This is a genomic window from Halopiger xanaduensis SH-6 (assembly GCF_000217715.1).
In the GTDB taxonomy this organism is placed as follows: Archaea; Halobacteriota; Halobacteria; order Halobacteriales; family Natrialbaceae; genus Halopiger; species Halopiger xanaduensis.
On sequence record NC_015666.1, the window covers coordinates 2,889,352 to 2,912,465 of the forward strand.

Annotated in this window: 22 protein-coding genes and 2 pseudogenes; 12 read left to right on the plus strand and 12 right to left on the minus strand. The window is 66.3% G+C overall.

Annotated elements, in window-relative coordinates; translation table 11 throughout:
• Positions 1–272 precede the first annotated feature (272 nt).
• The gene (locus tag HALXA_RS14150; RefSeq protein ID WP_013881063.1) at positions 273–1,499 is read left to right on the plus strand and encodes an orc1/cdc6 family replication initiation protein; all 1,227 of its coding nucleotides are present in this window, start codon (positions 273–275) and stop codon (positions 1,497–1,499) included.
• A gap of 430 nt (positions 1,500–1,929) precedes the next feature.
• Positions 1,930–3,366: an HNH endonuclease gene (locus HALXA_RS14155; protein ID WP_013881064.1), complete on the plus strand. Its 1,437-nt coding sequence runs from the start codon at positions 1,930–1,932 to the stop codon at positions 3,364–3,366.
• A gap of 36 nt (positions 3,367–3,402) precedes the next feature.
• Here HALXA_RS14155 and HALXA_RS14160 read toward each other — a convergent pair whose 3' ends face one another.
• On the minus strand, positions 3,403–4,644 hold the full coding sequence (locus HALXA_RS14160) for a hypothetical protein (RefSeq protein ID WP_013881065.1): 1,242 nt from the start codon (positions 4,642–4,644) through the stop codon (positions 3,403–3,405).
• Positions 4,645–4,782: 138 nt separating this feature from the next.
• Here HALXA_RS14160 and HALXA_RS14165 point away from each other — a divergent pair, with 138 nt between their 5' ends.
• Complete coding sequence (locus tag HALXA_RS14165; protein WP_013881066.1) at positions 4,783–5,061, plus strand: hypothetical protein; 279 nt, start codon at positions 4,783–4,785, stop codon at positions 5,059–5,061.
• An 18-nt stretch (positions 5,062–5,079) separates the two neighbouring features.
• On the opposite strand, the gene HALXA_RS14170 is transcribed toward HALXA_RS14165, so the two are convergent.
• A complete protein-coding gene (locus HALXA_RS14170) occupies positions 5,080–5,268 on the minus strand; it encodes a hypothetical protein (RefSeq protein ID WP_013881067.1) in 189 nt (62 codons plus the stop codon).
• 118 nt (positions 5,269–5,386) lie between these two features.
• On the opposite strand from HALXA_RS14170, the gene HALXA_RS14175 reads away from it, so the two are divergent.
• Positions 5,387–5,812, plus strand: coding sequence for a DCC1-like thiol-disulfide oxidoreductase family protein (locus HALXA_RS14175; protein WP_013881068.1), 426 nt, complete (start codon positions 5,387–5,389; stop codon positions 5,810–5,812).
• Between the two features lie 79 nt (positions 5,813–5,891).
• On the opposite strand, the gene HALXA_RS14180 is transcribed toward HALXA_RS14175, so the two are convergent.
• The 6 genes from HALXA_RS14180 to HALXA_RS14205 all read right to left on the minus strand — a co-directional run bounded on the left by HALXA_RS14180 (position 5,892) and on the right by HALXA_RS14205 (position 13,125).
• Positions 5,892–6,839, minus strand: coding sequence for a hypothetical protein (locus HALXA_RS14180; protein WP_013881069.1), 948 nt, complete (start codon positions 6,837–6,839; stop codon positions 5,892–5,894).
• Between the two features lie 305 nt (positions 6,840–7,144).
• Positions 7,145–8,629, minus strand: a complete 1,485-nt coding sequence (locus HALXA_RS14185) for a lipase maturation factor family protein (protein WP_013881070.1) — start codon at positions 8,627–8,629, stop codon at positions 7,145–7,147.
• Positions 8,630–8,751: 122 nt separating this feature from the next.
• On the minus strand, positions 8,752–9,543 hold the full coding sequence (locus HALXA_RS14190) for an HpcH/HpaI aldolase family protein (RefSeq protein WP_013881071.1): 792 nt from the start codon (positions 9,541–9,543) through the stop codon (positions 8,752–8,754).
• 146 nt (positions 9,544–9,689) lie between these two features.
• Positions 9,690–11,105: a WD40/YVTN/BNR-like repeat-containing protein gene (locus HALXA_RS14195; RefSeq protein ID WP_013881072.1), complete on the minus strand. Its 1,416-nt coding sequence runs from the start codon at positions 11,103–11,105 to the stop codon at positions 9,690–9,692.
• Between the two features lie 136 nt (positions 11,106–11,241).
• On the minus strand, positions 11,242–11,529 hold the full coding sequence (locus HALXA_RS14200; RefSeq protein ID WP_013881073.1) for a hypothetical protein: 288 nt from the start codon (positions 11,527–11,529) through the stop codon (positions 11,242–11,244).
• A gap of 99 nt (positions 11,530–11,628) precedes the next feature.
• Positions 11,629–13,125: a sulfatase gene (locus HALXA_RS14205; protein WP_013881074.1), complete on the minus strand. Its 1,497-nt coding sequence runs from the start codon at positions 13,123–13,125 to the stop codon at positions 11,629–11,631.
• A 95-nt stretch (positions 13,126–13,220) separates the two neighbouring features.
• Between HALXA_RS14205 and HALXA_RS14210 the strand changes: the two genes are divergently transcribed.
• Together HALXA_RS14210 and HALXA_RS14215 are read left to right on the plus strand one after the other, a co-directional pair.
• Positions 13,221–14,597 (plus strand): sulfatase family protein, encoded by a 1,377-nt coding sequence (locus HALXA_RS14210; RefSeq protein WP_013881075.1) that lies wholly within the window; start codon positions 13,221–13,223, stop codon positions 14,595–14,597.
• Positions 14,598–14,722: 125 nt separating this feature from the next.
• Positions 14,723–15,019 carry a hypothetical protein gene (locus tag HALXA_RS14215; RefSeq protein ID WP_013881076.1) on the plus strand — a complete coding sequence of 99 codons (297 nt, stop codon included), beginning with the start codon at positions 14,723–14,725 and terminating at the stop codon, positions 15,017–15,019.
• 32 nt (positions 15,020–15,051) lie between these two features.
• On the opposite strand, the gene HALXA_RS14220 is transcribed toward HALXA_RS14215, so the two are convergent.
• Together HALXA_RS14220 and HALXA_RS14225 are read right to left on the minus strand one after the other, a co-directional pair.
• On the minus strand, positions 15,052–16,032 hold the full coding sequence (locus HALXA_RS14220) for a nucleoside hydrolase (RefSeq protein WP_013881077.1): 981 nt from the start codon (positions 16,030–16,032) through the stop codon (positions 15,052–15,054).
• Positions 16,033–16,105: 73 nt separating this feature from the next.
• Positions 16,106–16,297 (minus strand): annotated as a pseudogene (locus HALXA_RS14225) (acetyltransferase); the annotation flags it as partial.
• Between the two features lie 58 nt (positions 16,298–16,355).
• Here HALXA_RS14225 and HALXA_RS14230 point away from each other — a divergent pair.
• The 5 genes and pseudogenes from HALXA_RS14230 to HALXA_RS22855 all read left to right on the plus strand — a co-directional run bounded on the left by HALXA_RS14230 (position 16,356) and on the right by HALXA_RS22855 (position 19,772).
• Entirely contained in the window at positions 16,356–16,712 is a 357-nt protein-coding gene (locus HALXA_RS14230) for a carboxymuconolactone decarboxylase family protein (protein WP_013881078.1), read from the plus strand.
• 87 nt (positions 16,713–16,799) lie between these two features.
• Positions 16,800–17,636, plus strand: coding sequence for a tRNA pseudouridine(38-40) synthase TruA (gene truA / locus HALXA_RS14235; RefSeq protein ID WP_049895477.1), 837 nt, complete (start codon positions 16,800–16,802; stop codon positions 17,634–17,636).
• A gap of 44 nt (positions 17,637–17,680) precedes the next feature.
• Positions 17,681–17,923, plus strand: a complete 243-nt coding sequence (locus tag HALXA_RS14240) for a hypothetical protein (RefSeq protein WP_013881080.1) — start codon at positions 17,681–17,683, stop codon at positions 17,921–17,923.
• Between the two features lie 346 nt (positions 17,924–18,269).
• Positions 18,270–18,638 (plus strand): annotated as a pseudogene (locus HALXA_RS22850) (DUF4397 domain-containing protein); the annotation flags it as partial.
• 315 nt (positions 18,639–18,953) lie between these two features.
• Positions 18,954–19,772, plus strand: coding sequence for a DUF4397 domain-containing protein (locus HALXA_RS22855; RefSeq protein ID WP_394324799.1), 819 nt, complete (start codon positions 18,954–18,956; stop codon positions 19,770–19,772).
• A gap of 580 nt (positions 19,773–20,352) precedes the next feature.
• On the opposite strand, the gene HALXA_RS14250 is transcribed toward HALXA_RS22855, so the two are convergent.
• Positions 20,353–20,628, minus strand: coding sequence for a PadR family transcriptional regulator (locus HALXA_RS14250; RefSeq protein WP_013881082.1), 276 nt, complete (start codon positions 20,626–20,628; stop codon positions 20,353–20,355).
• 182 nt (positions 20,629–20,810) lie between these two features.
• Between HALXA_RS14250 and HALXA_RS14255 the strand changes: the two genes are divergently transcribed.
• Positions 20,811–21,365, plus strand: a complete 555-nt coding sequence (locus tag HALXA_RS14255; RefSeq protein WP_013881083.1) for an NUDIX hydrolase — start codon at positions 20,811–20,813, stop codon at positions 21,363–21,365.
• Positions 21,366–21,626: 261 nt separating this feature from the next.
• Here the strand turns inward: HALXA_RS14255 and HALXA_RS14260 are convergent, their stop codons facing one another.
• Complete coding sequence (locus HALXA_RS14260; RefSeq protein ID WP_245550032.1) at positions 21,627–22,670, minus strand: hypothetical protein; 1,044 nt, start codon at positions 22,668–22,670, stop codon at positions 21,627–21,629.
• Positions 22,671–23,114 lie beyond the last annotated feature (444 nt).

Sequence of the window (23,114 nt, forward strand, 5' to 3'; positions counted from 1 at the left end):
AAAGCGCGGGGAGGGGGACGGGGTGGTGAGCGGTAGTGTCGGCAGGTCGTCGATCACACGAAACCAACAAATTCGGTTTAGCAGACTACTTGGCGCCGTGTATCCGGGATACGGACGGATCGCAATTATTGTCAGCGCTTTAGATGAAACCGTGGACTGTTCTCTCTAGCAGTACCTAGAATACTAGTTTCACTTGAAACAGTGGTGTGTCTGAGTTCACTTGCATCAGATGAAAAAGTGGTTTTAAATAGTACATCTCTCTTGGTAGGGGTATGCCTCGGTTCGAGCGGAAGCAGAACATCTTCAGAAACAAGGACGCCCTGGGGGAGTCGTACCAGCCCGAACGGATCGAAGAACGGGACGAGGAGATCGAGGCCTACATGGACGCGCTCCAGCCGATCATCGACGGGTGGGAACCGAACAACATCTTTCTCTACGGCAACACTGGCGTCGGCAAGACCGCCGTCACCGAGTACCTCCTCGACGTCCTGCAGGAAGACGTCACCGAGTACGACGACGTCGACCTCTCCGTGCTCAGCGTCAACTGCAAGACCCTGAACTCCTCCTACCAGGTCGCGATCGAACTCGTCAACACCCTCCGCCCCGACGGCGCCGAAATCAGTACCACCGGCTATCCGCAGCAGACCGTCTTCAAGAAACTCTACAGCGAACTCGAGGCGCTCGGCGGCACGGTCGTCATCGTCCTCGACGAAATCGACTCGATCGGCGACCGGGACGAACTGCTCTACGAACTCCCCCGCGCCCGCTCGAACGGCTACCTCGAGTCGACGAAGGTCGGCCTCATCGGGATCAGCAACGACTTCAAGTTCCGCGAACAGCTCGATCCGCGGGTGCAGGACACCCTCTGCGAGCGCGAACTGCAGTTTCCACCATACGAGGCGGACGAACTGACCAACATCCTCGAGTCCCGAGCCGAGGTCGCCATCGCGGAGGACGCCTGCGAGACCGGCGTCTTGAACCTCTGTGCCGCCCTCGCGGCCCGCGACAGCGGGAGCGCCCGACAGGCGCTGGACCTGCTGCGACTCGCCGGCGAAGTCGCGGAGAACAACGACGACCCGACGATCCGCGAGGACCACGTTGATCAGGCCCGCTCGAAACTCGAGCAGGAGCGCGTCGAGGAGGGCATGCGGGAGCTGACGACCCACGGTCGACTCGCCCTGCTGGCGGTCGTCTCCAAGGCTGCCAAGGAGTCGACGCCCTGCCGGACGCGAGAGCTCTACCAGGAGTACGAGTCGCTCTGCGAGTCCTCTGGAACAGACTCGCTCGCCCAGCGATCCGTGCACAACCACCTCTCGGACCTCCGGATGCTCGGCATCCTCTCCGCGAAGGAGAACCGCAGCGGCTCCCGGGGGAACTACTACAGCTACGAACTCGATGTCCCCTTCTCGAGCGCCGTCGACGCGATGGCGGACGTGCTCTACCTCGACGACGAAATCGAGACGATCCGCGACATCGCCCGGATGAACGGCGTGGCCTGAGCCGCCCCCGCTTCACACACCACCTTTTCGAGTGAACGGAACGTACCGTCCCGCTATCTTCCATTTTCACTTGCAACGGTGGTGTCTCCGTGGCGGCATCGATGGGCCGAATTCTCCCTGTCTCGAGTTCGGGTGCCCCGTCTCGAGGCCGAGCGACTCGCAAACGGACCGCGTTACCGCTCGCGGATTCGACTCGAGTTTCACGTGCATCGGTGGTGTGGGTCGTTCACATGAAGGAGTGGTGGGGACCGTTCACGCGCACTTGTGGTGTAGCTCACAATTCACTTGAAACGGTGGTGTGTACTCGCGAGCGGCGGTACAGGGCTGTTGCACAGCGATTCGACCCCTTCGTCCGTCGAACCAGTCTCGTCCCGCTAGTTACCACGTATTTTATACGAACTCCCGCACACGGGACGAGTATCAGCGACGGATGGGAGACGAGAAACTCACGATCGCCGTTCGATTCTTCGGCGGCGCGGGGAACTACACCGACGTCCTCGAGCGGTTCTGCAAACACGTCCTCGCGGACTCCCCGTCCGAAGCGGCGGCGATCGACTGGATCAGATCGAACACGCGGGCGACAAGCGACGACGGGATCCGACGTCGACTCGCGTTTCTCGAGCGCATCGGCCTGCTCGAGATCGAATCCGGCCGCATCCGTCTCACGCAGCGCGGCATGGAGTGGCTCTCGGAGACGGATCCCGCGGTGCTCTACGAACTCCTCGCCGAGCACGTTCGCGGGTTCGACACGATACTCGAGGCGCTGCTCGACGGACCGAAGACGGACGCCGAGTTGGGCGACGCAATTGAATCCGAGCACGCCGAGGTCGACTGGAACGACGCCGCCGGTCCCGCCCAACACCGCGGCTGGCTGCAGAGTCTCGGCTACGTCGAGCGATCTGACGGCGTAAACTCGCTCACCGATCCCGGGCGAGAACTGGCCCGCCGCCGTACGTCCGACGCTCCCGATCTCGAGCGCGGCGAGTTCTACACCCAGTCCGAACTCGAGGCGGTGCTCGATACCAGCTTCGGCGCGTACATCAAGGGGATCAACCCCCGAACGGACGAGAACGGCGACCTCGAGTTCGTCGTCGTCAAAGCTCGCGAGGACGGGCCGTACGCCGACGACCTCGCGGACGAGCGGTTCACCTACATCGGCGAGGGGCTGCCGGAAAAGGGAGATCAGCGCCGCACGGCCGCAAACAACGCGCTCGTCGAGCAAGCTGAACGATCGACCGTTCCCGTCTACTTCTTCTATCATCCGGCGGACCGCGACGACCTCCGATACGAGGGCTTGGTCGACGTCGTCGACGCCGAGTACGTCTCCCGAGACGGTCGCATGGTCTACGAGTTCACGATGGAACGGCTCGACCTCGAGCATCCGGCGGCGTTCCAGACGCTCGCGGCGTCCGTCACCGACGAAGCGGACGACGATACCGAGGAACCGGCGTTGACCGACGCCGACGAGGACTATACGACCGTTCAACGACGCGTTCGCTCGAGCGCGTTCCGATCGGAAGTCAAATCCGCGTACGAGCACCGCTGCGCGATCTGCGGCGCCGCGCGCAAGGCGCCGGACGGCACGCGCGATATCGAGGCCGCACACATCTATCCGAAGCGCGAGAACGGTCGCGACACCATTCGGAACGGACTCGCCCTCTGTCGGCTCCACCACTGGGCGTTCGACGCCGGCTGGCTGGCGATTTCCGATGACTACCGCGTGTTGGTCGCGGATCGACCGAATCTCGAGGGGTACGAGGAGTTCGCCGCTCTCGAGAACGAGGCGCTGAAACTTCCCACCGACGAGAACAAACGCCCGCATGCGGCCTTCCTCGCTGCGCATCGAGAACGACACGGATTCGAGTAGCCGCCCGTCTCTCGTCGGATGCTGGACCGAACCGGACTACACCGGCTCCCGAAGCGCCCACACGTCCTCCGTCGGCTCGAGCCGACTCGGCTCCTTCCCGCGCTCGGTTAGAATCCCGGTGTGGTACAACATTGCCTTCAGTTGGAACACCGTCGGCGAGTGGTAGACCGATCCGTCCTCGAGCGGCGCCCGCCGCAACTCGCCGTCTCCGGTCAGCACGCGGCTCCGGACGTCGTCGTCGCCGCGGACGAACAGTTCGACTGTGAAGGTCGGGTGCAATTCGTGGAGGTACTCGACGACGTCCACGAGCGACGGCTCCGGAATCCCGTCCTCGTGCATGTGCTGGAGTTCCGTCACCAGCAGCTCCGTGGCCGGATACTCGAACACGACGCGCCGAGCGAGCTGTCCCCACTGCGGCGCGAGGTCGACGAACCGCTTTCGGGAGCGGAACCACTCCTCGAACTCCGCGAGGGCCGACTCGACGGAGCCGCAGCGAGCCTTCGCAAACCGGACGACCTCCTGCCCGAGGGAGGTCAGTTCCACGCGCGGCCCGTCCTCGATCAGCCCGAGGAACGCGGCGCCGCGTCTGGCGTCCGTCACCGCGCCGACGACCTCGTACTCCGACAGCAACGTCGCGGTATCGCCGTCGGCGTAGTGCGCCAGCGGATAGCCGAGGTAGTTCTTCGGATGATTTAATCCGAACGAGGCGTCGGCCACACCCTGCGTCCCGGCCTGGAAGCGAAGCGCCGTCGCCTCGGTCGACGTCCGGTTGCCGACCACCCGCGCGGTCTCGAGCACCTCGACCTCGCCGGTCGCGTCGACGCCCAGCACGCCGACGTTCAGTTCCCGCGCGAGGGTGCGATCGGTCTCCGAAACCGTGTCGATCGGCGCGGCGAAGTAGGCCGCGTTGGCCTCGTGGAGCCGGTCGTAGGCCTGCACGATCCCGAGTTCCGTGTCGACGCCGCTGCTGGTCTCGCCTTTCGCCTCGATGGCGATCAGCGGCGGCTCGTCGCCGACCCGCTCGACGGCGACCAGTTCGGACTCGAGGTCGCGCACGCCCACGAGGTCGGGGAAGCCGCCGCCGATCTCGACATGGTTGAACGGGGCGAGCCGGTCGCGGATCTCCGGTTCGATGGGCTGGCCGGGAAGCCACTCGTTTTGCGAGAACTGCGTATCGGCGACGACGTAGGAGTGTGCCGCGCCGTCGTCCGGAAAGAGCCGCCGCTTGGTGTGGGCCAGCACCTGCGGTTCCGACAGCGACCGGGCCGCGCTGCTCATGGCTCCCGATTCGTCACATCTCACAATAATGTTCCGGCGGCAGATTAGTCGGGAGTCGGCAGTCGGCCGAGATAACCCTCTCCGTCGAGCATCGGCAAGCATCGGGGATTCTTGTTTCCACGCGTCGTCCCGGTCCGTATGGGAACGCGCGTACACCTCGACGATTGGGACGCCGTCCGCGAGCAGCTGCGTCGGTTCGGCGAATCCGGCGACGTGACCGCCGACGGCGAGCGTATCCGGGTCGAATTCGGATCCGCACACGTCGACGTTTCCCGGACGGGACGCGTCAGCACCGGCATGCCGTTACACGACTTCGAACAGGACGAGCCGGTCGACCTCGTCGTCGACCACGAATCGGGCTCGCTCACGGTCGAGGGCGACGACGTGAGTTACACGTTCAGACGGCCCGGCGGCTGAGGCCACCGGTCCACCTCCTTAATCGAACGCTCCGTACCCGTACTCGAGTTCGCTGCCGATCCCGGCGAAGACGCTCGCGGCGCCGAGTAGCGCGAGACCGACTCCCGCAATCCAGACGGTCGACCCGCGAGCGAAAAGCGCGGCGAGCCAGAGGCCGGCGACGAGCGCGAGCCCGCCGACGACGATCAACTGCACGAACCGCTCCATACGACTGCCTTCTCGAGGGCGGCTCAAGTAAGTCGGCGGTCGGGTCGGGTGCCTGCCGCGTGGCTCCGTTTCGATAGTCGAAGTCAAGCGTTTGTGTCCGCGGCCCGTGTATCCTCCCATGACCGAATCCGACGCCGAAGCAACGCTCGTCTACGACGACGACTGCGGCTTCTGTACGTGGTGGGCCGAATACTTCGACGACCGGACGAACGACGTCCGCATCGTCGGCTTCAGCGACCTCACGCCCGAACTGCGCGAGCGACTGCCCGAACACTACGAGGCGTGTTCGCACCTGATGACCGACGAGGGCGTCTACTCCTGCGGCGCCTCGATCGAGGAGACGCTCGCTCGCGTCGAAGGCGGCGGCGTCCGCGACGTGGTCGACTTCCTCCGCAACTTCGAGGACTACGGCCGCCTCCGCGAGACCGGCTACCGCTGGGTCGCGGACAACCGCGATCTGTGGGGCCGTCTCGTCTCGAAGACGCCGCCGGCGAGGCGAGAGTCGGAGTCCGAATCCGAGTCGGAATCGAACGACGAGCGCTGAACCGACGGCGCGATCGATCCACCTTCCGGTCGGATACACTCGAGCGTCCAAACCGAGAAAAATCGTCGAGCGGGTGGGGCTACTCGATCTCGATCGTCCACTCGTCGTCGGATTTGACCGACAGGTAGCCGACGCCCTCGAACTCGAACTCGGAGGGGTTCTCGATGCTGGCGTCGTGGAACACGAAGATGGGATCGTCCGTTATCGGGTAGATGTCGGCGATGATCCGTTCGCCGCTGTACTCGCCGGACGGCTGGTACGAGCCGTCGAACTCGAACGGCCCGTGGACTTCGTTTTCGGATCCGTCGACGGAGATCGGCGGTTCCTCGCCGCTCTCGTCGCGCGGCTGGCTGATCGTCACCTCCCAGTCGCCGTCGGCGACGACGCTGAGGACGTACGTCCCCTCGACGACGGGATGGGCTGTCTGCCCCTCGTACTCGCCGGACGAGTCGACGAACTCCGATTTGACGAACACGACGGTCTCCGGCTCGTCTTCCGACTCGTCGTCCGCGTTCTCTCCGTCGTCGTCAGTACCGGTTTCTGCCTCGTCGTCTGTCGCGTTTTCAGCCCCGTCGTCCGTCGCGTTTTGTTCGTCGTCGATACTGGATCCGTCTTCGCCGTCTTGATCGTCTTCAGCGAGGCGTTCTTCGGGAATGAGCCGGACCTCGAACTCGTCCTCGCTATCGTCTTCGTTCGCGTTCTCGCCATCACCGCTCTCGTCATCACCGCCCTCCTCATCATCGCGCTCGTACGTCGCGTCGATGACGGTGAGACCGCCATCGATGGAGACGTCCTCGATAGCGTCGTTTCCGCTGCCGGAGAACTCCTGATCCTCGGGTCCATCCGTGTCTTCGTCGTCCTCTCCGTCCTCGTCGTCACCGTCTCCGTCCGCGGACGCCTCGGTGTCGGTATCGGTCTCGTTGTCCGTTTCGTTCCCGTCGGCGTCGGCTGCTTCCTCGGTGCAGCCGGCCAGCGGAAGTGTGAGTCCGCCCAGTGCTGTCAGTTGTACGACGCGTCGTCGTTTCATCCGACCGTCGATACGCCCAATCGCGACGTAAGAAATGGGCGCGTTGTCGACTGATAAGCCACCTGTACGATCATCCGACGGGTTTCGCCCGACTGATACTCGATCGCTACGTCCCGTAGTGGTCCGCTTTGCGATCCCGCCCGACCGCACGCTACCGCCGCTCGACGCCGCTCGAGCCATCACCATCCATAGCACTCGACTGCGGTGCGTCAACTCGCTCCTACACGTAGATTCGATGACGATTCCGCGTCTTGAGGCGGATCGAGGCGGGTCGAGCCGCCGCAAACTGCGAACTCCCCCGTCGATCACCGAAGCGGCCGCCGGCGAAGCCGCACCTCGGACGACGAGACGGGGGAGACGTAGGTGCCGACGCGCTCGCGGCGCCACCACCGTCCCGTCTCGGCTCGCTCCGCGGGCGTCGTGTACCGGTAGCGGTAGCGAATCGCGCGGACGTGCTCGGGCGTCTCGCCCGCGTCCGCGAACGGGTCCTCGGCGAGCAGCCCACGCACGGCGTCGTCGCCCTCGAGCACCTTCTCGAGTAAGCGCAGAAACCACGGGTGGCGCCGCGGCGACGGACTCATCGCGGCGAACCAGAGCTGCCAGTCGAGTCGCAGGTGGTACGGCGCGACCTGGGGCGGCCGCCGCTCGGGGTCGGTCGGCTTTCCCTTGAACCGGTACTCGTGCCACTCCGTGTTCTCGGTGATTTCTTCGTCGGTCGTTCCCTCGATCACGATCTCGTAGCGGTCGCGCGTGATCGAGCCGAACGCGCCGTAGGTGTTGACCAGGTGCAGCGGGTCGAACGCCGTGTTCATCGTCTGGCTTCGCGAGAGCATGTTCCGGGCCGGCCGCACGCTCAGCGCGAGGACGAAGACGGCCAGCAGGATCGACAGCGCCTGCAGGTACGTCGGCGTCGGGGCCGCTTCGGGCGCGGCGATCGGAAGCGGGAACGGGAACGCCGCCTCGAGCGCGCCGTCGCTGAAGGTCGCGATCGCGAGGACGATAGTCAGCGCGTTCAGCCACGCGAAGTTACCGGTGAGCATCAGCCAGCCCATGAAGCCGATCGTCGCGGCGCCGGCGAGCGAGGACCAGGGCTGGGGCGCGAAGTAGAGGAACGGGATCAGTAGCTCGACGGCGTGGTTGCCGAACGTCTCCACGCGGTGGAACCGATCCGGGAGGTGATGGGCGAACCAGCTTGCCGGGTTCGGAATCGGCTGAGTCTCGTAGTGGTGGTCCATGCAGCTCAGGTCGCGCCAGCACTCGTCCCCGCGGAGCTTGATCAGTCCCGCGCCGAACATGTTGCGGAACAGCACCCACTGGACGAGGACGAGCACGACCACCGGCGGCGCCGCAGAGCCGGCGCCCAAAAAGATCGCCAGAAAGCCCGTCTCGAGCAGCATCGATTCCCAGCCGTAGCCGTAGAAGACCTGCCCGGCGTTGACGAAGGAGAGGTACAACGCCCACATCGCTGCCCACAGCACCATCGAGACGGGCGTCGCGTAGGCGTCGGGGACGACGGACCAGTACGGCGCGGCGAAAAGCGTCAGCGCAGCGAGCGCGACGCCGGTCCAGGCCGCGACGCCGATGACGCGGTCGCTCGGATAGTAGTAAAAGAGGCTCGGCCGATCCCGGAACGAGACCCCCTCGACGTACCGCTCGAGGGGGAGCAGGCCGTCCTCGCCGGCCAGCGGCCGGAACTGGAAGGCCGCCACGAGGAAGGCCAGCAGGTACAGCAGGGCGAGTCCCCGCTGGAACAGGAAGCGCACGAGCCAGAACTCCTCGCCGTGGAGCATACCCGAGTGTGGGTTTCCGAACGGAAAAGGCGTGACGGGAGCGCTCGAGGGCTCGAGACTCGAGCGGGCGGCTCGGTCGCCGGCCGCGTCGATCTGCGGCTCGGTCGCGGCGTCGCGTTACGCTACCGCTCGCCCTCGTACTCGGTGAACCACGAGCGGACGACGCCGCCCAGCGCGCCCGTCGTACTCCCCAGGTTCAGGATCTGGTAGCCCGCCTCGGCCTTCTCGTTGACGTCGTCCATCCCGAAGCCGAGGCCGCCGAGGGGAACGCCAGCCTCGAGCGCTCGTTCCTCGATTTCGCCGACGTGTTCCGCGACCTCCTCGTGGCTGGGCTCGCCGGGATGGCCCGTCGAAACTGCGAGATCGAGCGGGCCGGCGAAGACGAAGCCGAGTTCGGGGACCGCCAGAATGTCCTCGAGGTTCTCGACCGCCGTCGGGTTCTCGATCGTCACGCCGACGACGATTTCCTCGTCCTCGGTGGCGGCGTAGTCGTCGGTCGTCCCCCACCGGCTCGCGCGCGGGTTGGCGAACCCGCGCTTCCCCGGCTCGCCGTCGTAGGTGAACCGCGCGGCCTCGACGGCCTGCCGGACGTCTTCAGCCGTTTCGATCCGCGAGACGAACACGTTCCGAGCGCCCGCGTCCAGCGCCTTCCGGATCATCCCCGGATCGGGTTCGGGCAGCCGCACGAGCAGTTCCGTCCCGGAGACGTCCGCGGCCCGGAGCAACTCCTCGAGCCGCTCGCCGTCGAAGGGACTGGGCCCGGCGTGTTCGAGGTCGATCCAGACGAAATCGAGGCCGAGTTCGCCGTAGAACTCCACCAGCGTCGGGGAGTAGGTGTTCTCGAGGACGCCCAGCGCGACCTCGTCGTCTGCGAGGGTTTGTCGGAGCACGTTCGTTCGCGGTGACATCGCCATGTTGGACGGTCAATTCCCCCGTCAATAAACCTTCCAGCGGCGTCGGCAGCGTCTCGGCGGCCGAACGACTTTGCACCGCGACCGAGAACGACTCCCATGGACCTCGTCTCGATCGACGATCGAGGTCGAGTAGCGTCCGCTCGCGGTCAAAAGCGTCGCTCGAGCACCGTCCCGTCCTCGCCGACGGCGACGGCGCGATCGGCGCCGATCGAAACGCCCAGCAGCGCCGCGGCCGCGTCGGTTTCGATCCGTTCCCACGACGCCGATTCGGCGGTGCGCTCGTGGATCGTTCCGTCCGCGCCGCAGGCTACCGTTCGATCCCCGCGGCGTGCGATCCCCGGCAGCGCGACGTCCGCGACCCGCTCGGGCGTCCACGTCCCCGACGACCCGTAGCGGTGGACGACGCCGTCGTCCGCGCTCACCAGGCAGTCGTTCGGGCCGCCCGTCGCGACGTCCTCGAGCGTCCCGTCGGCGCCTGCGGGACCGATCCGTTCGAACGACCGACCGCCGTCGTCGGTTCCGAAGACGCCGTCGTCGGTGTCGCAGCAGTAGCCGACCGCGTCGTCGGCGAGCGCGATCCCCGACAAACTGGAGCCGCTGCCGGGTTCGATCGGCTCGGCCCACTCGAGGGGGCCGCCACCGGTCCCGTTTTCGCCCGCATACTGGCCCCTGAGAACTTCGCCGGAGCCGTTGATCAGCAACACGGTCTCGTCGCCGGCCGGTCCGCCGACGGCGAGTCCGAGCAGGTTGTCGGTCAGCTCTGCGGGTGCCGTGTGATCGGTGTGCCGGCCCGTCTCGGCGTCGATCCGGCCGACCGCGCCGCTGTCGCCGGCGATCCAGACCGCTTCGCCGTCGGCGGCGGCGTCTACGCCCCGCAGGTCGTTGCCCTGCGCGGCGGGGCCGGCCTCGAGGACCGTCGTCCACCCCTGTCCGCGGTCCGCGACGACGAGACCGCCGCTGCCGACCGCGTACGCGCCGTCGTCGGTGACGACCGCGTCGAACAGCGTTTCGGTCGCGGGGACGGCCACGGTTCGCCACTCGCCGTCGCGCTCGTCGGCTTCTTCGCCACCTTCGCTCCCGTCGTCGCCTCGAGCGGCCGTTTCGTCGGACGACGGGGGTCCGTCGGGTGCCGGCGGCGCTTCGCTCTCGGATTCGACGGACGCAGTCGCGGTCTCGCCGGCGCTCGAAACGCCGGTTTGTCGACTCTGGACATCGCTTTCATCGACGGAATCGGTCCCCTCGAGCGACGGCTCCTCTTGGTTCCGTTCGGATCGCCGTTCGTCGGGCGGTCGGTTGCCGATGTGTCGATCGTCGGCTTTCCGTTCGGCGCGCGTTCGTTCGTCTCGAGTCGCGCCGACCCCGCCCGAGAGGTAGAGCGCGACGGGTGGCACGACGTACGACGCGAGCGCGAGGACGACGAACCAGCGGTTGACGAACGTCAGCGTCCCGAACGCCGTGAGCCCGGCCGTCGCGACGGCGTGTACCCACGTCTTCGTGTAGCGGCGAAAGAAGGGGACGAACCCGTCGTCGGCGACCGCCGAATTGCCCTTGTGCGCGGACATAGCGAGTGGAAGCGTCGCGGCGCTACTGCGTGCACGCATTCTTCGGATTCGCGGCCAAAAGCGTGCTGCAGGCGAGCGCGATCCACGTCCTCTCGAGGGAGTCCGTCCCTTAGGGCTCGCTACCCGGCCTCCAGCGCTACCGCGAGCGCCGCGTCGTCGCGACCGTGACGGTGAGAACGCCGTTGTTGTAGACGGCCTTGCCGTCGGTCGTAAACGCGCGGTCGCTCCGGGGCGGCGTCTCCGTCCGATCGTAGACGCGGCCGTCGTGCTCGATGCGGATCCGGAGCCGACTCGAGCCGACCGCGACGGTCGCGTCGTCGATCGACGCCGGGAAGGCGTCGACGGCGATCGTCAACTCGCCGGTCGATCGGTCGTACGTCCGCTGGGTCGGAAACGTCGGTGCGGTCGTGGTAACGGTGGACACGCGACCGGATTGCAAGGGGAGTCGGAAACGTCCCCGCCTGCACGACTGTACCCTTGATACTGGTGTCCGATTTTGCACTCGCTCGAGCGCGTCGAACCCTCAGAGGTAACCCAGATCGGCCAACCGGTCCTTCGTCCCGTCCCGAATTTCGACGTCGTCGGTCCCCGCCTCGTCCGTATCCGATTCCGTGAGCGGCTCGAACCGGCGCTCGAGGTGGTCGCGCATCCGCTCGACGACGTCGGGCTGGGCGTCCGAAACGTCGGTCCGCTCCCGCGGATCCGTCTCGAGGTGGTGCAGGCGCTCGAAGCCGTCGTCCCCGCGGACGTACTTGTACTCGCGGGTCCGCACGGCGCGCAGTCGGCGGTCGTACTCGCGGACCCGGTCCGGAATCTCCCCGAAGCGGGCCTCGAGGCGCTCGATCGAGGGCTGCGGGGCGGCGTACTCCGCGAAGACGACCTCGCGACGCTCGGCGTCGGACTCGGGGTGGAGCGACCGGCCGGCACTCTGCTCGCGCAGTTTCGGATCGTCGATGCCGGCCGTCTCGAGCAGCGTGTCCGGCAGGTCGATCAACTGGACCAATTCGCGGCGCGTCCCGCCGTCGGTGAACGGGCCGCCGTGGAGCACCAGCGGGACGTTGATCAGCGTGTCGTAGAGGTTGTACTGGTGGCCGAAGAAGCCGTGCTCGCCGACGTGTTCGCCGTGGTCGCCACAGACCACGAACAGCGTGTCCTCCCACTCGCCGGCTTCCTCGAGGGTCGACCGGAGCGCGGCGATCTGGTCGTCGACGTAGGCGAGCTCGGCCCGGTAGAACCCGCGCAGCATGGCGAACTCCCGGCCCGAAATATCGTAGTCCTCGCAGTCGTAGGCCCGGGGATCCTGTCTGATCGAGGCCGCTTCCTCGTAGCTGGCGCCGTCGGGGAGGAACTCGGCGGCGTACTCGCGGGGCGGGTCGTACTCGACGTGGGGTTCGATGAAGTTACAGAACAGAAAGAACGGATCGTCTCCCCGCTCTGCGAGCCAGTTGCGGATCCAGGTCGTCGAGCGATCGGAGCCGTCGTCGCCAGCGGGCTGGACGACTTCGCTGTAGAGGATGTTAGCGGCGTTGACGACCGGGTTGCCGTCGAACAGGCGCTCCCGCGTCGCGACGAGTTTCTCCCGGAGGTCCTCGCCGCGGACGACGGCGCCCATGTCGGCGTCGGACTGGACGTACTGCCAGCCCTTGCGGAGTTCGTCGAAGCCGCGGTCGAAGCCGAACTCCTCGGTGATCCAGGTGTTGTTCGAGACGCCGACCGTCTGCACGCCGTTCTCGGCGAACGCTTCGGGGAGCGTCCGGAGGTCGTCCTCGAGAAAGAGGTGGTCGCCGTGGGTCCCGTGCTCGGACGGGTAGGTTCCGGTGAACATCGAGGCGTGGGAGGGCAGCGTCCACGGCGCGGCCGCGAAGGCGTTGTCGAAGGCCGTTCCCTCCGCCGCGAGTCGCGACAGGCTCGGAGTCGTCCGCTTGTCGATACTTTTCGCCCGGGCCGTATCGAGAACGACGAGAACGACGTTTCGTACGTTCGAATGTGACGTCGATTCACTTCCGTTAGAGTCGTCCATACCTGATACACATTGGGCGCTCGCGGGGAAGGCCACCCGCCCCGAATATGCCGGGGAAAGGCGGTTACTGCGGATACGGTTAGATCCAATTCCACATGGCCCAGTCCCAGCCACGACCCAACATCGTCCTCGTTCACTGCCACGATCTCGGGACGTATCTGGGCTGTTACGGCGCGGCCGTCGACACGCCGCGGATCGACGCGTTCGCGGCCGACGGCGTCCGCTTCGACCGCCACTTCGTGACCGCGCCGCAGTGTTCGCCGAGCCGCTCGAGTCTGATGACAGGGCGCCACCCTCACCAGAACGGAATGCTGGGGCTCGCACACGCCGGCTGGGAGATCGACGAGGACGAGCAACTGCTTCCCGAACTGCTCGGCGCGGCGGGGTACGAGACGCACCTCTTCGGGCTCCAGCACATTACCGAGTACCCCGATCGGTTGGGTTACGACCGGATCCACTCGGAGAATTCCCTGACCGCCGACGGACCCCCGTCCGTCCACGAGTCGGCCCGCGCTCGAGAGGTTGCGGCCGACTTCGCCGACGCGCTCGCGGCCGGCGGCCTCGGCGAGCCGTTCTTCGCCTCCGTCGGCTTCTTCGAGGTCCACCGCATGGAGGAGACCGACGGGTTCGGCTTCGCGGACGACCGCTACGAGACGCCCAGCCCCGACGATGTCGACCCGCTCGAGTTCCTGCCGGACGATCCCGGAATCCGGTCCGATATCGCCGAAATCCAGGGGATGGTCGAAGCGCTCGACGACGGCGTCGGGACCGTCCTCGACGCGCTCGAGGACGCGGGGCTAACCGACGAGACGCTCGTCGTCTTCACGACCGAACACGGACTCGCGATGCCCAGGGCGAAGGGGACCTGTTTCGATCCCGGGATCGAGGCCGCGTTCGCGGTTCGCTACCCGGCCGGGTTCGACGGCGAGCGGGTCGAAGACGCCCTCGTGAGCAACGTCGACGTCTTCGCGACGCTGCTCGAGATTGCGGACGCACCGGCGCCCGAGAAGGAGATCGCCGGCGAGAGCTTCGCCTCGCTCCTGCGCGAGGACGGGACGTACGAGCCCCGCGATCGCATCTTCGCCGGCATGACCTGGCACGACCGCTACAACCCGGTCCGAGCGATCCGAACCGACCGCTGGAAGTACATCCGGAACTTCTGGAACCTCCCGGACGTCTACCTGACCAACGATATCTACCGCAGCGACGCCGGACGCGAGGTCCGCGACGAGTTCTACGACGAGCAGCGATCCCACGAGGAACTGTACGACCTCGAGGACGATCCGCTGGAGCGTGAAAATCTGCTCGCGGAGGACGTCCCGGACGACTCAGAGATCGCGGACGTTCACGACCGACTCCGGACCGAGTTGGGCGACTGGATGGCGTCGACGGGCGATCCGCTGCTCGACGAGCCCGTGCTGCCCGAAGAGGTGGACGACGCGCACCCGTGGGCGGAAGACGGGCGACACTGAGCGGGCGGGGTCTCACCCCGTCGTTCGGCAGCGGTTCGTCGACGGCTGGCCCTTCCGCTCGCCGGCGAAGACGACGAAGATGTTCGCGGGCACCTCTTTTCCGGGCGACCTCAAACTCACGCTCGATGAGCGACTGGGAGGCCGAACTCGAGCGGTTGGTGGCCGAGGTGCGCGAACACGAGGGTATCGCTGACGCGTTCCTCGCGAAGAGTTTCACCGACCGTCTCGTGATCGTCGACGTCGGCGACGGCGAGACGGTTCCGGCGGACGTAACGGACCGACTCGCCGATCACGACGTTCGCAGCGCCGACGACGTGTACGACGACGGCGGTGCGTTCGTCGGCCACGTCGGGAACGGAACGCGGCACCACTTCGTCGACGTGCAGACTCGCGGGGAGCACCAGTCCTACGTCGTCGATTAGGGGCGATTCGACCGAAATTTCGACCGACCGATCTACCTCGAGTCCTCGGCTTCGGCGACGGTCAGGAACCGATCGAGCGATCCGGCGACTAGTTCTCGAAACCGCTCGTAGTCGGCCTCGAGCGCCACGTCCCCGTTCGGTTCGTCGCCCGTGACGCCATTCCTGTCGGCGACCAGCGCGCCCCTGGCGAGGTCTCCGTCCGTACCGACCTCGAGCGGGTAGGATTCGGTCTCCAGCACGTTGCCGTCCACCAGCCCTGCAACCGCGAGCGCGTCGTGGAGCGCCGCCGACTCGATGCCGTACCGCTCGAGTCGCGCCGCGTCGTAGTAGGTGAGCCACTCGCGGATCGAGTGCGCGAGGGCATCGTCCCGATCGCGGCCCTCGTCCTCGGAAAGCGACTCGAGGCGCGCCGGCGGGACGGTAGCCTGCGTCGTCACGTCGAGCCCGACCAGCGTCGGCTCGCAGTCCCGGACGACCCGCCGGGCGGCGTGCGGGTCCGAGTGGAAGTTCGCCTCCGCCAGCGGCGTGGCGTTGCCCTGCGCGAACGCCGCTCCGCCCATGACGATCAGTTCGTCGAGCAGGTCGGGCAGCTCGGGCTCGAGTGCGTGGGCCAGCGCCACGTTCGTCAGGGGCCCGATCGCCGCCAGCGCGAGGTCGCCGTCGTGCGCCCGCGCCTGCTCGACGATGAACCGCGCAGCGTGGACGTCGGCGGGCTGGGTCGCCGGCGTCGGCTCCGGCAACTCGCCCCGAATGCCGCCCTCGCCGTGGATCTCCTCGGCCGTCTCGAGCAGGACGTTCAGCGGCCGGTCCGCGCCCGCTGCGATCGGGACGCCGGTCCGGTCGACCGACTCGAGGATCGCGCGGGCGTTTCTCGTCGTGTCGGCGACTGGCGCGTTCCCGTGGACGGTCGTCAGCCCGACGACCTCGAGGGCGGGATTCTCGAGGGCCAGCAGGAGCGCGACGGCGTCGTCGCAGCCGGGGTCCGTGTCGATCACCACCGGGCGCGTCGTCATGTGGAAATCGTCGGAGAGCCGCGCCGATAAACTGTCGGGCGGGAGGTGACGGCACGTTCGAAATCTCGGCCTCTCAGTTCTCGTCTATCTCCTTTACTACGGTCGCGGGATTCCCCTGAACGACGACCCCGTCCGGTACGTCCTCGGTCACGACCGCTCCCGACGCGACAACGCTGCCGTCGCCGATCGTCACCGGCTTCGCGTACTCCGGCCCCTCGATTCGCTCGGCCGCCTCGAGCGGATGGGTCGTCCCGTCAACGGAGACGCAACGCACCTGGGGCCCACCAAGCATTAACCCCGCCCGCGGTGTCGTCGCGACCGCCATGGCAGACGACCTCGAGAATCCAGCGGAGGAACTGCCCGCGACCGCCGGCGACCTCGCCGAAGCGTACCCGGACGTCTGGGACGCCTACGCCGACCTCGGCGAGGCCGCCGCCGAAGCGGGACCGATCGACGACGAGACGAAGCGCCTCGTCAAACTCGGGATGGCCGTCGCCGTCCAGTCCGAGGGCGCCGTTCACTCCCACGTCCGGCGCGCCCTCGAGGAGGATATCTCGCCCGAGACGCTCAAACAGGTCGCCGTGCTTTCGATTCCGACGGCGGGGTTCCCGCAGGCGATGGCTGCGCTCAGCTGGATCGCCGATATTACGGACGACGATCGCGAGACGACCCGAGAATAGTCCCTTCCCCTCGTCCCACCGAGCACGCGAGTTCGACGCCCCTAACACGTCACCATCCGTGACTCGAGGTATCCACCGATGGCCTCGATGCGCGCGTTCCGGCTCGCTTACGACGGCACCGACTACTACGGCTTCCAGCGCCAGCCCGACGTCCCGACCGTCGAGGACGCCGTCTTCGACGCGCTGCGCTCGCTCGAGGTCCTCGACCAAGACGCCGACAAACCCGACGGCTACGCCGCCGCGGGCCGAACCGATCGGGGCGTCTCGGCGCTCGCCCAGACGATCGCTTTCGAGGCACCCGACTGGCTCGAGCCGCGGGCGCTGAACGCGGAACTCCCCGCAGACGTCCGCGCGTGGGCGAGTGCGGACGCGCCCGACGGCTTCCACGCAACGCACCACGCGAGCCGCCGCGAGTACACCTACCACCTCCACGCCCCGCCCTCGAGCGTCGACGACGAGCGCTTCGTCGCGGCCTGCGACGCCCTCTCCGGCCCGCACGACTTCCACAACCTCACGCCGGACGAGCACAATACGGAGCGGGCGCCGACGCTCGAGGCGACTCGCGACGGCGACTACCTCGTCCTCACCGTGACGGCGGGCGGCTTCGCTCGCGAACTGGTTCGGCGACTCGTCTCGCTCGCCCGTCGTGTCGGCACCGGCGACGCGTCGCTCGAGGCCGTCGATCGAGCGCTGGCCCCGGAGCCGCTGCCCGGCCACGAGGGAATCCCGCCCGCGCCGCCGGAGCCGCTCGTGCTGACCGGCGTCGACTACTCGGATCCCGACCTCGAGTTCGAGATCGACGAGCAGGCAGCCGAGAGTGCCCACGACGTGTTCGAGACGCGGCGGATCGACCGCCAAACGACGGCGCGGGTCGCCGGCGATATCGCGGCCGGCGTTCGGAGCGTCGACCGTCCGGACGAGTAGTCGAGACGCGAGCGTTTTTCACGGCGGCGTTCGCACGACGGCGCATGGAACTCTCGCCGGACGAATACGGCGCCTACTGGCGCGCGTCGATCCGCATCGCAGCGGGACTGCTCGTCATCGCGCTGGCCCGGACGATCACCGCGCCCCTGTTCGCCTACTCGAATCTCGGTGCGGTCGGACTCGGCGTCGTGCTGTTCGTGCTCCTCGTACTTGCGGGAACGTTCGTCGCCACGCTCGGCCTCGCTCGCGTCGTCCGGACCGCCGTCGACGCGGAGATGCGGGGCTGAGCCGCCGCGTGGCTGTTCTCGGTTACGTCGTGCTATCAAATACATGCTCAGCTACGCCCCGCTCTCGAGTGCCGCTGCTCTCGTCTGCCCCCGACCGTTTCCGGCCGATGAGTGACACCGATGTAACACGCTAGTGTGTCCGTACCGTCACCCCGGGGTGGCACGGACCGCCCGTCGATTCCGACGGTTGGGTCCGGTACGCCACACGCCCCCATATTCGTGCGTAGGTTGGCGTTTCGGTCCGTTACGAGACCGCTACGCAGATCGGGGCTGAATAAACGAGCCGACAATCCGGGTAACTGACTGGCCCGTTTTTCGTCTCGAGACCCCCGGTTCCGACTGCCGTATGACACTCTCACGACGCTCGACAATCAAGACGATCGGCGTAGTCGGCGCAGGATCGGCCCTCTCGAACTCGGTCCTCGCGGTCAACCAGCACGAGGACGACGAGCGAGACGAATCCGCACAGCCCGACGAGGACGAGGAGACGGGCGCGATCCGCGTCGCCCATTTCTCGCCCGACGCACCCGAGGTAGACGTCTACGTTAACGACCAGCAAATTCTCACGGAGGTCGCGTACGACGACGTCTCGCCGTATCTCGAGATCGTCCCGGGGACGTACACGCTAACGATAACGGCCGCGGGCGACGAAGAAGCCGTCGTCTACGAACAGCAGATCAACGTCGGCTCGGGCTACTACACGGCCGCCGCGATCGGCGAACTCGAGGCCGAGGACGAGGCGGACGGCCTCGGCTCCGACGAGGGTGACGCCCTCGCGTCCGATAGCGACGACAATAGCACCGCCCTCGAGGCTGAAGACGACGAGTACGGCAACGAGTCGGCCGCCAACGAAACGGACGGCGGCTCCAACGCCACGGACGGTGAGACCGTCCTCGAGGCTGAGGAGGAGTCCGACGCTAGCGAGGACCCGCTCGGCGAGGCGGGCACGTTCGACGTCCTCCTGCTCGTCGACCGACCCGAAGAAGAGGTCGACGACGCGATCAAGGGCGAGGACGCCGGCCAGGTCCGACTGGTCCACGCCTCGCCGGACGCCCCGAACGTCGCCGTCGCCGTCGACTCCGGCCAGGTGCTCTTCGAGGACGTCGCGTACACCGAGCCGTCGGGGTACGTCGGCGTCTCCGCCGGCGACGTGACGCTCGATATCTACGACGCCGCCGACGTGGACGGCTCCGTCATCGGTGGCATGGAAGCCGAAGGCGACGACGAGTCCAGCCTCAACGCCAGCGACGGTGAGTCCGGTCTCAACGCCAGCGACGACGAGGCCGGCGATGCGGACGACGATGACGATTCTGACGTGATCGGCACCGAGGAACCCGAACCCGTCGCCTCCGTCGACGTCGAGGTCGACCGGGGGCAGGGCTACACGATCTACGCGATCGGCTACCTCGAGTCGGCCGACGACCTCGGCGGCGACGCATCCGACGAGGAAGCCGGTGTCGACGCCAACGAGACTGACAACGATATCGGCAATGAGACCGCCGGTATCGGCAACGAAACGGACGACGGCAACGAGACCGATACCGATTCGGACCTCGGCAGCAGCGACGACACGGCCGACGAAGACGACCGCTCGTTCGATACGATCGTCCTCCCTGACGGGACGATGGACGCGACCGACGCCGACGATGTCGACGACGGCGACGACAACGACGCCGCCGAGGAAATAGACGAAGAGCCGATGGACGACGCCGAGGACGGTTCGGCCAACGAATCCGAATCAGCGCTCGACGACGATTCGGACGTCGGCAACGAGTCGGACGCCGACGACGAATCGATCACCGACAACGAGTCGGCGGCCAACGAGAGCGACGCCGACAGCGACTACTGAACGGTGCTGTCCGCCGCCCGGCGCTGACGCTGCGCCGCCACGCCGACTGCGCTTTCTTCCGGTAGCGGGTCGCGTCACTCTACTGGGGCGTTCTGCGCTGTTTTCCGCGCATAAACCGCGACATACAGTCGTCGCGGTCGGTTGTAGGGCGTGTTTTCTGCTGGTTCACTCTCCCTACGAAAGAGGCCTCATCGCATCGGTGAGGGTTCGCTTTGGTATCGTACTCGAGCCCGCCCGGTGACGAGTGCAGCAGCGAGTCTGCACTGCTGCCCCTGCTCGGCCATCGTACTACCGGCGCCCCACTACTGCTACTGCCGCCGCCACCGATTGCGGACCTACGGCGGCCACCGCTACGACGACGGACCCCACGACACGAATCGGTCGGCAACTCGACTCGAGACGCCCGACGCTCGCAACCGACGAGATAACTCGTCGCGCTCTCGATCGACGACGGGCAACTGTCCATCGCACTCGAGAAGCGCTGCTGCTGTAACCTGAGAACTGACGACCATCGGTACGCCACCGCCTCCGCATCGGTCGTTGCACCGGAACCGGTCAGAATAGCGCCGAAAACCAGGAGTTAGACGTCGACGTACTGGTCGACCCACTCCTGGCGCTGCTCGAGTACGCGCCGGCCCTTCGGGGTCAGCGCGTAGTAGTTCGTCCGTCGATCGAGTTGTCCTTTCTCGACGAGTTCCTTCTCGACAAGTGTATCGAGGTTCGGATACAGCCGGCCGTGGGTTACCGGCTGATCGATGTAGCGGTTGATGTCGTCGAGAATCTCTTGTCCTGACGGACGGTCTTTCCCTGCGATGACGTACAGCAAGTCACGCTGGAATCCAGTTAGTTGATCCATGGATCACCCTCTGAGTCCTAACGTTCACCGATCTGTGGCTTTGTTATAGAGCTGGTACGTCCCTGCCGCGACCGAGAACGCAGTACGTAGGGCGAATATGCTCCGCTAACCGGGACGGATTCCGGTCCATAAGTCCGTTCCGTGACGGGTCGTTTTTCATCCCGCCGTCCCTACGGCTCGGTATGCCATCGGATCCGCTCGCCTGGGACACCCTCGATCGAGACGTCGTCTACTCCTGTCCGGGGTTCGACGTCGTTAACGAGTCCGTTCGCCTGCCCGACGGCGCCGAAACCGACTTCGATTACGTCTCCGAGTCCGAAAGCGTCTCCGTGCTCCCGTTCACGCCCGACGGCGACGTCGTCTGCATCGAGGAGTGGCGTCAGGCCGTGGACCGCGTCAACCGCAGCCTCCCCGTCGGCGGCACCGAACCCGAAGACGACGACCTCGAGGCGGCCGCCCGGCGCGAACTTCGCGAGGAAACCGGTCACGAAGCCGAGGAACTGGAGCCGCTGGTGACCGTCGAGCCGGCCAACGGCATCGCCGACTCGGTGGTCCACTTCTTCGTCGCCCGCGGTTGTCGGCCGACCGCGGACCAGCAGCTCGATCACAACGAGAGCATCAGGGTGACCCCGCTGGCGTTCGACGACCTGCTCGCAGCCGTCCGCGACGGCGAGATCCGCGACGGGCGCACGGTGCTCGCGCTGTCGTACTACCAGCTGCTCGAGGCGTCAGCGTAGTCTCCGTCCGGGTTCTGCTCGGTGCCAGCCGCTCTTTTGGTCGAGAGATACGATCGCAGCCGGCCATCGGCAGCAACGATCGCCGCTGCAGTTGGACGCAGTTGTCCATAACCGATTCCACCGCCGGCTACAGTGGAACTATCGACGATAGCCACAACGCTACCAACACCGTCTCGCGGCGGACTGCAAAAAAGCGACCGAATACTCGCGACGACCGGATAGCGGCCGCCGACTCGCCGGTGCGCCTACTCGAGCGATCGATTACTGTCCGGCCCCTTCATCGTCGCTCGCGGTGTCCACGCCGCCGACTTCTTCACTTTCGTTGACCGACTCGTTTCCGGTTTCGTTCTCGCCGGTCGCGTTCTCCTCCGTGGCGTTTCCGCTCGTCTCGTTGCTCGCCGTCACGTCCTCGAGATCGCCCGGGTCCTCGATGGTCATGTTCTGGGCCTCGAGGGTTTCGATGCCGACGTGTGACGAGGAGGCCTGCGAGACGGTTTCGGCGCTCGTGGAGCCGATCTCGGTGTCCATCTCGGTCTCGTTGGCCGTCTCGTTCTCGGCTTCCATGCCGGTCTCGTTGGCTGTCTCGTTGGCAGCCGGCTCACCTTCCTGCAGGCTCTGGATCGACATCTGGTCGATCACGACCTCGTCGACGTCGAACTGCTCGATCGTGAGTTCGTCGATCTCCTGTGCGGATTCGTTGCCGGCGGTCGCGTTCGACTCGTTGGCGCTCTCGTTCGTGTCACCGCCGCCGTCTCCGCCGCCGCCGAAGATGCCGCCGATGAAGTCGCCGATCTGGCCGAGGATGCCGCCACCCTCCTCAACCTCGAGGGTTTCGACGGACATCTCCTGGACGTCCATCGTCTCGATGGTGAGCTCCTGAACCGCGAGTTCGCTCGTGTCTTCCTCGATCAGATCCTGCCCGCTGCTTTCGTTCGTGTCGCCGGCGGTCATGCCGGTCTCGGTCTCGTTGTCAGCCGTTTCGTTGTCCTCGGTGGCGTTCTCGCCCGTCGCGTTTTCGCCGCCGTCGAACTCGAGCTCTTCGAACGAGACGTTCTCGAACGCGAGCTGTTCGATCTCGATGCCGGAGAGCGTCACGCTCTCTCCGGTCGCGTTCGTTTCGTTGGCGGTGGCGTTCGTTTCGTTTGCACCCGCAGTCTCGTTGTCGCTCGCGTTGAGTTCCTGCTGGAGTTGCTCCGCGTCGGCGTTGAGTTGCTCGACGTTTAACTCCTCGATCGTCGCGTTCTCGACCGTCACGTTCTCCAGTTCGAGAACGTCGACCTGTACGTTTTCGAGCGTTGCGCTCACGTCATCCGTCTCGGCGTCGTCGTTCGCGGTCGCGGCTGTCCCTGTCGTCGCACCTGCGAGGGCGGATCCCCCCGAAAATGAAAGGGCAACCATCAGCGCCGCAAATACCACTCCGATTTTGTGCGATCGTGCAACCATGCACTACGCTCCTACCGGCGTATCCCGGCTAAAACGAGGCGACTGTTACGGCGTTATCTCGCAGAAACACGGAGTTAGAATCCGCCCGAAACGCCCTAATCGTCCGTTCCTCGTTTCCGTTTCGATGAGTGTCTCGAACGGCGAGTTTGAACGTTCGTTCGAGCGCCCTCAGCGTTCTGCCTGCGACCGCTACCGCCTTATAGAACCTATCAGAAAACAATGTGTTACTGACGGCGACAGTGCGTCTCGAAAAAAGTGGCCAGATGACCGGTCGTCCGAACGACCGGTCGCGTGCGTTGCGCCGTG

Coding starts and splice junctions, on each gene's coding strand:
- HALXA_RS14240 (WP_013881080.1), top strand. CDS start 17,681: ATGGAACTCTCGCCGGACGAATACGGCGCCTACTGGCGCGCGTCGATC.
- HALXA_RS14180 (WP_013881069.1), bottom strand. CDS start 6,839: ATGAAACGACGACGCGTCGTACAACTGACAGCACTGGGCGGACTCACA.
- HALXA_RS14165 (WP_013881066.1), top strand. CDS start 4,783: ATGGGAACGCGCGTACACCTCGACGATTGGGACGCCGTCCGCGAGCAG.
- HALXA_RS14155 (WP_013881064.1), top strand. CDS start 1,930: ATGGGAGACGAGAAACTCACGATCGCCGTTCGATTCTTCGGCGGCGCG.
- HALXA_RS14190 (WP_013881071.1), bottom strand. CDS start 9,543: ATGGCGATGTCACCGCGAACGAACGTGCTCCGACAAACCCTCGCAGAC.
- HALXA_RS14170 (WP_013881067.1), bottom strand. CDS start 5,268: ATGGAGCGGTTCGTGCAGTTGATCGTCGTCGGCGGGCTCGCGCTCGTC.
- HALXA_RS14250 (WP_013881082.1), bottom strand. CDS start 20,628: ATGGATCAACTAACTGGATTCCAGCGTGACTTGCTGTACGTCATCGCA.
- HALXA_RS14185 (WP_013881070.1), bottom strand. CDS start 8,629: ATGCTCCACGGCGAGGAGTTCTGGCTCGTGCGCTTCCTGTTCCAGCGG.
- HALXA_RS14175 (WP_013881068.1), top strand. CDS start 5,387: ATGACCGAATCCGACGCCGAAGCAACGCTCGTCTACGACGACGACTGC.
- HALXA_RS14195 (WP_013881072.1), bottom strand. CDS start 11,105: ATGTCCGCGCACAAGGGCAATTCGGCGGTCGCCGACGACGGGTTCGTC.
- HALXA_RS14230 (WP_013881078.1), top strand. CDS start 16,356: ATGGCAGACGACCTCGAGAATCCAGCGGAGGAACTGCCCGCGACCGCC.
- HALXA_RS14210 (WP_013881075.1), top strand. CDS start 13,221: ATGGCCCAGTCCCAGCCACGACCCAACATCGTCCTCGTTCACTGCCAC.
- HALXA_RS14255 (WP_013881083.1), top strand. CDS start 20,811: ATGCCATCGGATCCGCTCGCCTGGGACACCCTCGATCGAGACGTCGTC.
- HALXA_RS14205 (WP_013881074.1), bottom strand. CDS start 13,125: ATGGACGACTCTAACGGAAGTGAATCGACGTCACATTCGAACGTACGA.
- HALXA_RS14150 (WP_013881063.1), top strand. CDS start 273: ATGCCTCGGTTCGAGCGGAAGCAGAACATCTTCAGAAACAAGGACGCC.
- HALXA_RS14215 (WP_013881076.1), top strand. CDS start 14,723: ATGAGCGACTGGGAGGCCGAACTCGAGCGGTTGGTGGCCGAGGTGCGC.
- HALXA_RS14160 (WP_013881065.1), bottom strand. CDS start 4,644: ATGAGCAGCGCGGCCCGGTCGCTGTCGGAACCGCAGGTGCTGGCCCAC.
- HALXA_RS14220 (WP_013881077.1), bottom strand. CDS start 16,032: ATGACGACGCGCCCGGTGGTGATCGACACGGACCCCGGCTGCGACGAC.
- truA (WP_049895477.1), top strand. CDS start 16,800: ATGCGCGCGTTCCGGCTCGCTTACGACGGCACCGACTACTACGGCTTC.